Origin of the sequence: Moraxella atlantae NBRC 14588, from assembly GCF_001591265.1 — a bacterium.
Lineage (GTDB): Bacteria > Pseudomonadota > Gammaproteobacteria > Pseudomonadales > Moraxellaceae > Faucicola > Faucicola atlantae.
Window position 1 is genome coordinate 39,254 of the sequence record NZ_BCUL01000009.1, and the last position, 14,042, is coordinate 53,295.

9 protein-coding genes are annotated in these 14,042 nt (G+C 50.1%); 3 read left to right on the forward strand and 6 right to left on the reverse strand.

The features are described 5' to 3' along the window. The first annotated feature begins 2 nt into the window (after nucleotides 1–2). The gene (locus MA2_RS06760) at nucleotides 3–917 is read left to right on the forward strand and encodes a LysR family transcriptional regulator (protein ID WP_067058308.1); all 915 of its coding nucleotides are present in this window, start codon (nucleotides 3–5) and stop codon (nucleotides 915–917) included. Between the two features lie 137 nt (nucleotides 918–1,054). Here MA2_RS06760 and MA2_RS06765 read toward each other — a convergent pair whose 3' ends face one another. The 5 genes from MA2_RS06765 to MA2_RS06785 all read right to left on the reverse strand — a co-directional run bounded on the left by MA2_RS06765 (nucleotide 1,055) and on the right by MA2_RS06785 (nucleotide 7,105). Further along, nucleotides 1,055–1,711, reverse strand: a complete 657-nt coding sequence (locus MA2_RS06765; RefSeq protein ID WP_067058214.1) for a YsnF/AvaK domain-containing protein — start codon at nucleotides 1,709–1,711, stop codon at nucleotides 1,055–1,057. 192 nt (nucleotides 1,712–1,903) lie between these two features. Further along, a complete protein-coding gene (locus MA2_RS06770; protein ID WP_067058216.1) occupies nucleotides 1,904–2,713 on the reverse strand; it encodes a DUF2382 domain-containing protein in 810 nt (269 codons plus the stop codon). A 420-nt stretch (nucleotides 2,714–3,133) separates the two neighbouring features. Next, nucleotides 3,134–4,327 (reverse strand): acetyl-CoA C-acyltransferase, encoded by a 1,194-nt coding sequence (locus MA2_RS06775; protein ID WP_067058218.1) that lies wholly within the window; start codon nucleotides 4,325–4,327, stop codon nucleotides 3,134–3,136. Between the two features lie 489 nt (nucleotides 4,328–4,816). Next, complete coding sequence (locus MA2_RS06780) at nucleotides 4,817–6,172, reverse strand: homoserine dehydrogenase (RefSeq protein ID WP_067058220.1); 1,356 nt, start codon at nucleotides 6,170–6,172, stop codon at nucleotides 4,817–4,819. A 69-nt stretch (nucleotides 6,173–6,241) separates the two neighbouring features. Then, nucleotides 6,242–7,105, reverse strand: coding sequence for a DsbC family protein (locus tag MA2_RS06785; RefSeq protein WP_245945292.1), 864 nt, complete (start codon nucleotides 7,103–7,105; stop codon nucleotides 6,242–6,244). Nucleotides 7,106–7,389: 284 nt separating this feature from the next. Here MA2_RS06785 and MA2_RS06790 point away from each other — a divergent pair, with 284 nt between their 5' ends. Next, on the forward strand, nucleotides 7,390–8,298 hold the full coding sequence (locus MA2_RS06790) for a DUF808 domain-containing protein (RefSeq protein ID WP_067058222.1): 909 nt from the start codon (nucleotides 7,390–7,392) through the stop codon (nucleotides 8,296–8,298). A 68-nt stretch (nucleotides 8,299–8,366) separates the two neighbouring features. Here MA2_RS06790 and MA2_RS06795 read toward each other — a convergent pair whose 3' ends face one another. After that, on the reverse strand, nucleotides 8,367–12,113 hold the full coding sequence (locus tag MA2_RS06795) for an Rne/Rng family ribonuclease (RefSeq protein ID WP_079352227.1): 3,747 nt from the start codon (nucleotides 12,111–12,113) through the stop codon (nucleotides 8,367–8,369). An 879-nt stretch (nucleotides 12,114–12,992) separates the two neighbouring features. Here MA2_RS06795 and MA2_RS06805 point away from each other — a divergent pair. After that, nucleotides 12,993–14,042, forward strand: coding sequence for an RluA family pseudouridine synthase (locus tag MA2_RS06805; RefSeq protein WP_115254011.1), 1,050 nt, complete (start codon nucleotides 12,993–12,995; stop codon nucleotides 14,040–14,042).

A 14,042-nucleotide genomic window follows, 5' to 3' on the forward strand; every position in this document is an offset into this window, starting at 1 on the left:
GTATGTTAGAGCTGCGCCATCTGTACTTAATGTCAGCGTTGCGCGCGTATCAGTCATTGGCAAACGCGGCAGAAGAGCTGCACGTGACCGCCTCTGCAGTGTCTCACCAGCTCAAAGAGCTAGAAAACTACTACGGCATCACGTTGGTCAATCGGCGTTCGCGTCCGTTGTCGTTTACACCTGCAGGCAAAGAGATGCTGCGTTTGGCGGATATGGTGCTACCATTGGTTGAGCGTGCCAATGCCAACCTCAAACGTTTGGCGCACGGGCAGATCGGGCGGCTGCGCTTGGCATCTGAGTGCCATAGCTGTTTTGACTGGCTAATGCCGATTTTAAACCGTTATCGCCGTGATTGGTCAGATGTAGAGCTGGACTTTGCCAGTGGTTTTGAGCCCCAGCCGCATCAAATGCTGCTTGACGATGACATCGATGTGTTGATTACCGCTAGCCCCTTGCCGTTGGTAGGTATTGATTATTTGCCGCTATTTGAATACGAAAGCCGCTTGATACTTGCGCCCAATCATCCGCTTGCTGCCAAGCCCACACCGATTACACCACAAGATATTGCGCCTTATACCTTAATTGCTTATCCTGTTGATAGCACGCGGTTGGATATCATGACGCGGTTTTTGTTACCTGCCAACGTTGAACCCAGTAAAATTCGCACAACGGACTTGACCGCCATGCTTGTGCAGTTGGTCGCCAGCGAGCGTGGTGTGGCAGCATTGCCTGATTGGGTCGCGGCAGAATATGAAAAAAAAGGTTGGGTCGTTTCACGGACATTGGGCGAGGGCGTGTATTGCGAACTGTATGCCGCCACGCGCAGTGATAGCCAACAATTGGTCTATATGCAAGGGTTTTTACAGCTACTCAAAGATATGGTGCAACCTGCACGCCAAGCGTTGCTAAATGCTTAAATACCCAGTTACTTAAATATTCAGTTACTTAGACACCCAAATCTGTGTCACGACGCACCAAGAACCAAACAGCAAAACCTACGCAAAAAAAGGGCATGCTTAGCATGCCCTTTTGGGTATCAACACAATCAAGCAAATCAACGATCTTGCTTGCCCGTATAGAAGCTGTGGCTAGGCTCAGTGGTACGCGGGGCGTCTTCGCTGACGACACTAGTCGAGATTACGGTCGGGTTGTCGTGCTTAAGTTCTTCAACCACCAATTCTTCGTGACGTAAGGTGACATCGACTTGCTCGGTATGACTGCGTTGGTCGGTGCGTAGGCTGACCTCTTCAACCACTTGGGTTTGCACTTGCACATGGGCAACTTGTTGGCTCAAGACGATCTCAACAGGCGCGTCACCCAGTTCAACGGGTTGGCCATTGATCATAATTTGTGGGGCAGCGTGTTGGGTACTGGCGATATTGACCAATCCGTCTTCGCTCAATAGTGCAACCTGACCGTGGTGTTCAATGACCAAGATTTCTTGCGTCAATGTCACAGGTACTTGTACGGTTTGGGTTTTGACCTGTTTGCTCAAGCGCACTTGCCCGACATTGACGCGCTCAATCTCAACTTGTGGTTTCTCGGCTAATAGCTCAAGTGTGTTGGTTTTTGGCGCGGTTTGGTGCTCGGTTTGTTCGGTGGTGTCGCGGTCAAACAACGGAGTTTTATTGGTTAAGACATCGTCTTGCGCCGCGGCTTTACTTTGTTGATCTTGGATAAAGTTTGCGTCTAAATTATCATGGTTAGCCATGCGTGTCTCCAAAAATGGTAATCATCAGTATTAACCGATGTTTAAGAATAAAAAGATATAAAAGCTTAACGTTGGTAACGATCATAAGACAAGGAAAAAGGCAGATGAAATTCATCTGCCTTTGGCTTACTTAGTCATCTGTTCCTTGACTAAATTATAAGGCTAGTCAAATTCAGATACTTAATTCAGCAATTAACGACGGTTTAGGTCGTCAGTGGTGTTTGCACCAGTGGTACCAGCTACACGCTCAACGCCGTCTTGTTGTACGTCTAGTTCTTCACGGCGTACAGTTTCGTTGAAGGTTTGCGTGCGTGTTTGTGCCACTTTATCAACGTTTACTTCTTCAGTAACGTAAGTTTGTTTTTGAACGTTTGCACGCTCGGCTTCTAGTTGTACTTCAACAGTTTGGCTATCATCACCGATTTGACGATCAGTAGGACGATTTACTGGTGTGCGGTCAATGTGTGCTTGTTCTTCGGTCAAATCAACATTTACTTGACGATCTTCAGACACAACGTGTTTACCAACACGTAGTAGACCTGCTACGATTTTGTCTTTATTGACTGTCAAACGCTCTTCAAGTAGCTCAAGCGTATTTGGCGCTTTGTACTGTTCTTCAGTCAATTGCACAGGCTCAGGTGCTTTTTCGAATACTTGACGATCGCGTACTACTTGTTGCTCGATGCTGTAGTTATAGTCTGGGTCGTATTGATCCATGCCTTCAACAACATCTTTAGTTAGATTGTCAAAGTAAACTTCATCGCCAGCAATACGTGCTAGACCTGCTGGTACCAATACTTCTTTTGAGCTAAACCAGCCGCCTACATCAACGATGAAGTAGCGAATACGACCTGTGGTGTCGTCAACCAAAGCACCATCAATTTTACCAATTTTGTCGTTGTTTACGCCATAAGCAGTTCTGCCAGTTGGGTCAAAGTAGTCATTACCCAAAACGTCTGGATGTGAATCTTGAATGTCGCGTAGACGCATTAAATTTGCCATGATAATTCTCCATTTGTATTGTCAATCTTGGTATTAACTTGACTAGATTTATAAATAACAAGAAATATTCTAGTTAAACTAATATAAGATTATGGTTGTTGGTTGTGCGTAGGTTTAATAATTTAAAGGCTTCCTCAAAGGTGTTCTACCCGCTACTAAACCGTTTTACGCTAAGCGCTGCGCTTAATGGTTATGGTGCGTGCGCTTAACTAAGACAAAGTTTAGGTGAATTAGACTGCCGACTGTAGTAGGATTTCATGAAGTTTTGTTGATAGGGTGTAATTGGCGGTTACGGCAAGTAAATTGACAATGGATTGCGTTAAAAGCTTGCCGATATGCGTGATAAGTGTAAAAACATTTGGTATAAAAAAGACCTCTAAGCGTTGGCTTACAGGTCGATTGATACGCTAAAGCGGCTGTTTACCCGATCAGCTCAATGGCTAACGCCACCGCTTCACCACCACCGATGCACAGACACGCCACGCCTTTTTTGCCGCCTGTGCGTTTGAGTGAGTTCATCAAGGTGACGACGATTCGCGCGCCTGAGGCACCCACGGGATGGCCCAATGCACACGCACCGCCTTCGATATTGACTTTATTGCTATCTAGTCCGTGTGCGTCGATGGCAGACATTGTTACCATGGCAAAGGCTTCGTTGATTTCCCACAAGTCCACGTCTGCGGCTTGCCAACCTGCTTTTTTAAGCAGCTTCTCAATACAAACCACGGGGGCTTGGGTGAATTCGCTAGGATGTTGTGAGTGGGTGGCTTGGGCAACGATCTGTGCGATAGGCTGCACGCCTTGTGCGTGCGCTGTTGCTGCGCTCATGACGACTACGGCTGCTGCACCGTCAGAAATAGAGCTTGAATTGGCTGCCGTTACTGTACCGTCTTTAGCAAATGCAGGTCTTAATGTTGGGATTTTGTCCAAATTGGCTTTGGCAGGCTGCTCATCGGTATCAATGATGACTTCACCTTTGCGCGTTTTGACGGTGATGGGCACGATTTCATCTTTAAAATGCCCCTCACGAATTGCTGTATTGGCACGGTTAAGCGATTGGATGGCGAATTCATCCATTTGCTCACGTGTGATGGCTTTTTTGTCTGCCATTTCTTGGGCAAACGCGCCCATCAGCTTGCCAGTTTCGGCATCTTCTAAGCCGTCGCGCAGCATGGTGTCTTTGATTTCGCCATGTCCCATACGCATACCGCCACGCGCTTTGGGCAGGACATATGGCGCGTTGGTCATCGACTCCATGCCACCTGCCACGATGATGTCAAATTCATTTGCCTTGATGGCATTGGTCGCGTCCATGATAGCGCGTAAGCCTGAGCCACATAGTTTGTTGAGGTTGATTGCGCCTGTGCTATCGGGTACGCCTGCTAGGCGCATGGCTTGCCGAGCAGGGCTTTGCCCCACACCTGCGGTCAAGATGCTGCCCATGATGACCTCATCGACCTGATCGGCGCTGATTCCTGCGCGTTCAATCGCGGCTTTGATGACTGCTGCGCCAAGCTCTGGGCTGGTCACGCCTGCCAAATCACCTTGAAAGCCGCCCATTGGCGTGCGCGCGCCACTGACAATCACAACAGAGTTTTGTTCCAAGTTTGCCATATTTTTTCCCTTTTATCATTCGTTGCCGTAAACCTGCGACTTCAGGCGGTGGATATAAGGCAATTGTTAAATGCGATGAGTTTTGCTATACTCATCTCACTATATTCAATGTCTTACATTCCACAGTTAAGTTAAGACTAAATTGCGAGTACGCAGTAACTTAACTGGTAAGACGTTTCCAAACACACACTTAAGCTAATTCGTGTCTATGACAATCCTAACGGTAGGATTAGCTTAAAATAAGAACCTAAGATGTACGGTGTGTCGTACGGGCGGTTGCCATTGTCTTAGGTTTGCGGTGGGGCTTCACCGTCTTGCAGAAGGAATCCCCTCACTTTAGGGAGGGGAGGAAGTCAAATAACCAAAAATGGCTGCTACATTCAACACCGATTAAGCGACTAATCTGCTTAATACTCTTGGTTATCATGCTTGAGGCGCGCGCGTTTGTCAAATTAAGGCTTTGACTGGGCAATCTAGATTAATGGTCGATTATTGATTGGCTGCCAATGCCTCAATCCGAATCCGCATGACGCTGTCGGTAACGCTGTCTAAGGCCTCGATTTGGGCAATGGCGGTGTTCATATGACGCTCAAGTACAGGTTCGACCAAAATAATCACGGGCACTTCGCCTGCGGTGTGGGCAGGGCGTTGCAAGATCGCCGCAATGCTGATGTGGTTGTTGCTTAAAATTTGGGTAATGCTGGCTAATACGCCCAAATCGTCTTTGACTTTAAGGCGTAAATAATAGCCGCTGATAAACTCATCACTGTTTAGCACGTAGGTGGGCTGCAGCGCGTCGGGCAAAAAGCCTAAATGCGCCACACCATGTGCAGTGGGCGCAGATGACGGCACCGAACACGCCAACGTACGTGCCACATCAGCGACATCGGCAACCACTGCCGATGCAGTTGCCCCAGCCCCAGCCCCAGCACCGTAGTACAAAGTTTGCCCAACAGGCTCGGCATCTACCAAAACAGCATTTTTCACGCCATTAACATGCGCAAGTAGGCTATCTTTGGGGATCAGCGTTGGGTGAACGCGCATCTCAATGCCTTCTTGTCCGTCTGTCAACGTACGGCGCACGGCAAAGCCTAGATGCTTGATACGGTAGCCAAGTTCTTTGGCATATTGCACGTCTTGTGCGGTGATACGAGTGATGCCCTCACAATACACTTGGCTAAACTGTAAGCGAATCCCAAATGCAATCGACGCAAGCAGTGTCAATTTGTGCGCCGCATCAATGCCTTCGATGTCAAATGTCGGGTCAGCCTCAGCGTAGCCCAAGGCTTGCGCCTCTGCCAACACGTCATCAAAATTGCGCCCTTTGTCGCGCATTTCAGACATGATAAAGTTGCCTGTGCCGTTGATGATACCAGCCAGCCAGTTGATGCGGTTGCCTGCCAACGCCTCACGCAAGGTTTTGATAATCGGAATACCGCCAGCTACCGCTGCTTCAAACGCCACGTGCACGCCGTGTTGCTCAGCTAACGCAAAAATCTCGTTGCCATGTTCGGCAAGCAATGCTTTGTTGGCGGTGACCACGTGTTTGCCGTGTTTGATGGCGGCAATCATCACGTCTTTGGCAACCGTGGTGCCGCCCATCAGCTCAAGCACAATATCAACATCATCTTGTGCCACGATATCTAATAAATCCGCTGATTGCGCGATGCTCGCAGGCAGATCGTGGCGTGGGCGGCGTGTGCCAACATGGGTGATGACAATGTCACGTCCAATACGGCGTTTGATTTCATCGCCATTGTTTGCCAGTAGATTGACCACACCTGTGCCAACCGTTCCCACACCCAAAATCGCTAGGCGTACCGCTGATGGTGCTGCTTGCTGCATAATTTCCTCAAAATGACTGATATAAAATGCTAAAAATTCTTACAATAAGACGTTATTAAACGGTGGCTGCTAAGAAAGACCTAGTGCGCGCGCCAACTGCTCAGGCGGCATATAACCACCCAACTGATGACCATTGGCATCAAAAATGGCAGGCGTACCTGACACGCCTAAATCTAGCCCAAGCTGCTGTATACGGCGCACGGGGTTGTCACATGCTGGAGCATTGACGGGTAAGCCTTGTTTGGCGGCAGTCAGTGCTTGATTGCGGTCAGGGCTGCACCAAATTGCCTCCATAATCGGCATGGTCTGCTCGCTGCGTGGCCATGGCAAATAACGTACCTCAATGCCAAGTGCGTTGATACGGTCGATTTCGCTGTGTAATTTACGGCAATAACCACAATCAGCATCGGTAAACACATAAATCACCGCGCGTGTCTCACCTTTTGGCTTAAAAATTACCATGTCGTTGGGGTCAAGTGCCGCAAGGGCGACTTTGGTATCAGCGGCGGCAAGATTGGCAGAAATCGGCTCAGGTGCGTCGCCGCCAACCTTGACAATATCACCCTGCACGATATATTGCCCCGTGTTGTCGGTGAAAAACGCAGGCAAGCCTTCAGCTTTGACCCAGTATAAGTTTGGCATCGCGGTGGGCGTGACCGAGGTGACCTTGGCATCAATGCCCGATTTTGCCAAATTGGCAGCAAGTTTTTGCTGGATATCGGCGTTGGTGCTAGTAGTCGTTGCTGTACTAGCAGGCGTTGATTGGGCGATCGCGCTGGCGGTGACGGGTGCACTGGCGGCAGGTTCTGGGCTGAGCACAGCTTGGTTGGCAGATTTTGGTTGGCAAGCGCACAACCACAGTGCGGTTATACTTACGCTTAGGCCAGTCACGGCAGCACGCAGGGTGGGGCGATGGGCAAAGGATGTCATCATGAATTCTCGCAATGGCTAGCAAAGTTGTTATCAATCAAAGCCAATCGATAAAAAATGTCAATTCATCAGATTTTAGCACAAAAGCAAGGTAATACCTACTGATCACCGAGCTTGTTGTGTCACATGCGTGGCTGATGCCGACGTGGTATGAAAACGTGGTATCAAATAATGTCAAGCAAACTGTTACTCGATGCTACCGTTGCTTACAGGACTTTTGCTGACAAAATCGTTAAACTGACACGCACCGCGCTATGACGCGCTTATAAAAAAAAGGACAACATAACATGGCAGTTGGTATTTTGGCACTGCTGGACGATATCAGCACGATTTTAGACGATGTGGCGGCGATGACCAAAGTCGCGGCAAAGCAAACCGCAGGCGTACTGGGCGATGACCTAGCGCTCAATGCCAATCAAGTCTCAGGCGTGCGCGCCAACCGTGAGCTGCCCGTAGTATGGCAGGTTGCCAAAGGCTCATTGGTCAATAAAGCGATTTTGGTACCATTGGCACTGGTGATTAGCGCGATATCGCCAAAACTGGTCACAGGTTTGTTGATGCTTGGCGGCTTGTATCTGTGTTTTGAAGGGGCAGAAAAAGTCGTTGAAAAATTCTTTGGCAGCCATCAAGCCAAAGTCGATGAACAAGCCGAAGTATTGCAAGCCAATGCTAGCGATCATGTGGACTTGGCAGCACTTGAAAAACAAAAGGTCAAAGGCGCGGTACGTACGGATTTTATTTTATCAGCAGAAATCATCGTCATCTCGCTGGGTACGATTGACCCAAGTGTGCCACTGATTGACAAAGCTTTGACGCTGACACTGATTGCTGTGATTATGACGGTGGGTGTATATGGAGTGGTTGCTATGATTGTCAAGTTTGATGATGTGGGCGCGTATCTGCAACGCCAGTCATCAAGCGCGGCACAAAAGCTTGGACGCGGCATCATTGCACTGGCACCAGTGCTCATGAAGTTGCTGTCAGTCATCGGTACATTGGCGATGTTCTTGGTTGGCGGTGGTATTTTGGCGCATGGTATTGGTGTGCTGCATCATGGCATTGAGCATTTGGGCAATCTGATAGGTGCGTTTAGTGGCGTAACAACCAATTTGCTTAACGGTATCACAGGTTTGGTGGCAGGCTTGATCGTGCTTGCTGTGGTGCATGTTGTGGAAAAAATGCGTCACCGCGCCTAAGTGTCATATTGGCTTTAAGTTAAAACAGGGCAAACGTTGGTTTGCCCTGTTTTGATATTGCTCAATACTTATTGGGTGTCATTTTGCTGGTCAGTACCTTGATCGGCACTTGTCGGTGCAGGGTCGGCCATATCTGCTGCCTTGTTGTCTGCACTGTTGTGATCGTCATGAGCGACAGTGGGCTTGCGCGTTACGACGACAGCGTTTTCTGCCTTTTTGCTGGTGCGTGTTTTGGTTTTGGCAGGTGCTTTATCGCTTGCTTTTGTCTTACGTGTACGCACTTTGGGTGCTTTTGGCGTGGCAAGGGTCAAAATCCCGACAGTTTGCGGTTTCATTTGCTCAGCCACGCTTTCAATCATGTTTTTGTAGCTGGCAACCGTGGTTTTGGGTCGGTCGGCATCGTCATCATTTTCTGCCACACGGTTTGCTTCGTTGGCAGGGTCTGAAGGTTCCGCTTGGGCAGGCTGCGCGGCTTGTACCATTTCGGCAGCGTCCTCTGCTTTTTGCGCTGGCTCGTTTTGCGTTTCTGTGTGTTCAGTAGGCTCAACGTTTTCAGTAGGCTTGGTGTTATCAGCCTGTATAGACTGGCTGGCTGCTGGTTCGGTTATTTGCGCTGCCGCACGTTCCTCGATGATTGCACCGCGTGGGTCATTGCTAGCGCGTTGGGTCACAGGGGCAGGGGCGGCGTGGGTTTTGCCTGCATCGGTTTGATATTGCCCCTCGGGTGCGATCATGGCGTGATACTGTGCTAAGCTTTCGTCGCTAAGCTCGCTGTAACCATAATGCTGGTTAAAAAAGGTGCCAAATGCCGCATCTTCGATCGCGCGTGGTGTGTCGGCGGTTTGCGGTTCGCAAGCGTCAGTCGCTGCGGCGTGGTACACATCCATAGCTTGAATAAAACCATCCACAATGCCTACTTGGGCAATGACTTGCGCGGCGTTGGCAAGTTGCGCGGCGATGAACTGCCCGACTGTACCGCTGATGGGTTGTCGCGTGCGGCTTGGCTGTGTCACAGGTGGCTGCGCTGTTGATGTGGCGATGGCAAGCTGGGCTTGGTACGCACGGTAGGCTTCGCGTGGATCGTTCTTGGCACGGGCATTGGGCGCAAGGCTGATGTTTGTGTCTGCGGTTGGTTTGGCGTCTGCCTCGGTGCTCGTTGGTGTGACGGCGGTAGTTGCACTGGTAGTTTGTGCGTTTGTGTTTGCTGGCTTTGCTGTGGCTGTTGGCGCGTCACTGGTTGTTGCGTCGCTTGGTTTAGCCGCAGGTGCGGCAGTTGGCTGCGCGGAGTGATCACTAGCTTGTTGCTGATGTTTTAAGTCATCCAACTGTAAGTGCACGGTGTGGTCTGTGCTATTGCGCTCACGCTCTTTGTGATACACATGCAAGGTTACGTCGTCTGGCGTGTGCGCTTTGTTGTTGCTGCGCTCATGGGTTGCAGCTTTGCTGACAGGCTGTTTGTCCGCTTCGGTGATTGCCACAGAGGCAGTAGCTTGGCTGTCTGCGTTGGCAGCAGGTGGTGTCAGTGGTTCGCCACGCTGTTTTTCACCGCGCGGTTCACGGTGGCTGTTGGGCTCACGCTTGGGCAAATCGGCGGCTTTGGCAGATTTGTCTTTTTCTTTGTTGTCTTTGCCTTTGTCGGCTTTGTCTGCCTTGTCAGTTTTGGCATTTGTCTGCAGGTCGTTGGTTTTGTCTACGCTGCTTTGGCTGTCGTTATCGTTGCTTTGGTCGCTGCGTTTGTTTTTGCGGTTGCGATGTTTGCGGTTGCGTCCGCGCTCAGGTTTATCGTCTTGGTTTTTGTCAGTGTGGCTGGTGTCATCGTCGGTTTGGGTTGGCTCAGACGCTTGTGTGCTGATCGGTTCAGCGGTTGGCATTGCCACAGGGTTGAGCTGTCCTTGCGCCCCTAGGCTGCGTGCACCGCTATTGATGATGCTTTCGATTGCGGCGGCGGCATCTTGGCTGGTGATACTGGGTGTCAGGCTGGCTTGCACGGGTGGCGCAAATAGGTTAGATAGCCATGCCACGGCTTGATTGGCAGCAGGCTGCGCTGCGACAGGCTGGCTAGCAGGTGCGGCGGTTTTGCCAGTCGATTGTTGTGCCGCTTGTGGTTTGGCTTTTTTGCTATCGGTTTTATCGGGTTTATGCTCAGGTTTTTGTTTAGCCGCCTCGTCTTTGTGCGTCTCTGGTGCAGGTTTGGCAGGTGTATCGCTGTCATCAGCAGTGGTTTGGCTGCCAGCAGGGTGACGGCGCGGCGTGTCTTGTTCTTCGGTGTGCCAGTCGCTGGTGTCATAGCCGCGGCTTTGGTAGGCTTGCTGCTCGGTTTCATTGACGCGCTCATAGCTTGATGGGGCTAGTCCGTCGCGGTTGTAGCTGAGGCGAAACTCGGGTGAATCCATGTGCGCGTGTGGCAAAATCGTGATACGCGTGCCGCTTTCTTGTTCTAGATACACCAAGCTTTCACGTTTTTCGTTAAGCAAAAACGCCGCAATTTCGGTCGGTACGTCGACTTGGATTTCACCTTGGCGTTCTTGCAACGCTTTTTGCTCAACTTGGCGCATGATGGACAACGCCAATGAGCGTAAGTCGCGAATCATGCCTGTGCCATGACAACGAGGGCAGCGGTAGCCTGTGGCCTCTTCAAGCGATGGGCGCAACCGCTGGCGGCTCATCTCAAGCAAGCCAAACCGTGATATCTCGGCAAATTGCAAGCGCGCGCGGTCGTTTTTGGTGGCATCTTTTAGGCGATTTTCGACTTGTTTTTGGTGTTCATCGCTGCTCATGTCAATAAAATCAATGACGATCAGACCGCCCATGTCACGCAGGCGCAACTGACGCGCGATTTCGTCCGCCGCCTCAAGGTTGGTGTTAAACGCGGTTTCACTGACATCCGCGCCTTTGGTGGCTTTTGAGGAGTTGATGTCAATGGATACCAGTGCCTCGGTTTGATCGATGACGATTGAGCCGCCTGATGGCAAACGCACCTCGCGTTGGTAGGCGGTTTCGATTTGCTTTTCAATGCCAAAGCGCGCAAACATCGGCTCATAGTCAGTGTATTTGCGCAGTTTGGATAGCTGCTGTGGCATAACGGCTTCGATAAAATTCGCCGCTTCGTTATAAGCGTATTCGTTATCGATCCAGATTTCGCTGATATCATCACGCAGATAATCACGCACCGCACGCGTCACTACGCCTGCCTCTTGGTGCAACAGCCGCGGTGATGGGTAATTTTGGTATTGCTGCTGAATGCTTTGCCAAATGGTCAAAAGGTGGTCAAGATCGTGTTGCAGCTCCTCAACGCTGCGTCCCACGCCTGCCGTGCGGATAATCACGCTCATGCCTTTGGGCATTTTAAGCTCGTTTAAAATTTGCTTGAGCTCTTCGCGGTACTTGCCCGAAATCTGACGAGAAATACCGCCCCCGCGTGTGTTATTGGGCATTAATACCAAATAACGCCCTGCCAGTGAAATAAACGTCGATAACGCCGCGCCTTTGTTGCCGCGCTCCTCTTTTTCAACTTGCACAATCAGCTCATCACCTTCTTTGATTAGCTGCTTGATGTTTTGCGCGCCGCGTGGGTCACCCGATAGGTACTCGCCAGCGATTTCACGAATCGGCAAAAAGCCCTGACGCTCTGCGCCATACTCGACAAAAACCGCCTCAAGCGATGGCTCAACACGGGTGACGTGGCCTTTATAGATATTGGCTTTTTTTTGCTCGCGGGTACGGTTTTCTAGGTCAAAATCGTACAGATGGTTGCCGTTGCATAAGGCGACGCGAATTTCTTCGGCGTGGGTGGCGTTGATTAAAATGCGTTTCATGCGTGCTCCTTGGGATCGGGCAGCATAGACCATTTGGCGGTTTGCCAAACAATCAAAGATAAAACCGTGATACAAAGCTACAACGGGGGCGTTACGCGCAACAAATTGCCTACCAAACGCTTGGTTTCACCCACTGTTTTAGCCGCCTACTGCTATCAAGCAATACCTATTGCCCATCAATACCTATTGCCCATCATTGGCATCGATGTGATATACACCGATATCAGCAGCCAATTTTGGCAAACAATTATTAAAGCAACGCATCGACTAGCAACGCGTTTAAAAACTTACATAAACCCTTAGCACACCCGCTAAATTTGTTCAATAACGCTAAGGCTTGCTAAGCTGATTGGCTTGGCACGATCGGGCAATTTTAAGTCGTCTGACGTGGCACATTGGCGTGCTGGTCAAACTGATGCATAAAATATCGCGCATTTTAGTAGCACTTGATATAACTGGGTAATTGCTATCAAGCCATGCGGCTGTGTCATGCTAAAGGCTGTATATTCGGTAAATGTTGCTGAGCGGCTTCCTTGGTTGAATCAAACTTAAATTTAGTCATCGGCTACAACGGACGTTGTAGGCAATCAGCGTAAAACGGTGTATTATCTTCTCGTGGTCTGTGTGCTGACCCTAGTAAATTTTGTCAAACATAGGGTTTAAAAAATCGGTTGATTTAGTGGGCGCGGCACGGTTGGACAAAAATCACCGTTACAACGGTTGAGCCAACCAAGCGGTTTGTTAGGCCGCTTAAATGATTTAGCTACTTGAGCAAATTCACGCAGCATTGGACGCAGTGCAGCGTACAACAAGCGCATAGCCGCCATCTCACTAAACTGCTAAACTATAGCAAATTTTTCAACCAACGGCTATCAAAATATGACCACAGGTACGCAAAACCGTCCTGAACGTGGCACAGCGCAAACACTGCCCAATGCCCAAACCAACCCCCAGACAGCACACAAAACGCCACAATCGGCGGATGATGCAATCAGCAATTTTGCCCAAGTCAATTATCTGACCATCACGCGTCAGCAGCATGACCAGCGCATTGACAATTTTTTGTTGGCACGGCTCAAAGGCTTGCCGCGCGCGCATATTTACCAAATGATTCGCGCCGATGAAGTGCGTATCAACGGCAAACGTTGTAAGCCGCACGACCGCCTACAACGCGGTGATGTGGTGCGTATCGCCCCTGTGCGTTTGGCAACGCGTGCCGCGCCTGTGATTGGACAGGCGTTTGTCGACAGTCTGCTCACGCGTGTAGTTTATGAAGATGATGGCCTACTGGTGCTCAACAAACCTGCAGGCATGGCGGTGCATGGCGGTAGTGGCGAATCGTTTGGTGTGATTGAGGCGATGCGTGTGGCGACAGGTAAAAAGTATTTGGAATTGGTGCATCGTATCGACAAGGACACATCTGGACTTTTGATGATTGCCAAAAAACGCAGCACACTCAAACATTTACAACAAGCTTTGCGCGAAAAAACCATCCAAAAAACCTACCTGTGCCTGACACAAGGCTGGCTTGACACAGACTGCACGTTGATTGATCAGCCGTTGCTCAAATTTACCCTGCCAAATGGCGAACGCCGCGTCAGAGTGGATACCAAATCCGATGACAGCAAGCCTGCCCAAACGCGTGTGCGTTGCCGACAACGCATGACGCTGCACGGGCACAAAATCAGCCTGATTGAAGCCCAGCCTTTGACGGGGCGCACGCACCAAATTCGCGTGCATTTAGCCAGTTTAGGCTTGCCGCTATTGGGCGATGACAAATATAATCGCCATGCAGCGGACAATGCCGCGCTTGGCGTGCGCCGATTGTGCTTACATGCGTATCAGCTTGACATCGACGGCTATCCAACCATACAAGCCGATTTGCCCGAAGATATGCAAACGCTGCTGGCACACGCCCAAAACAGCTAA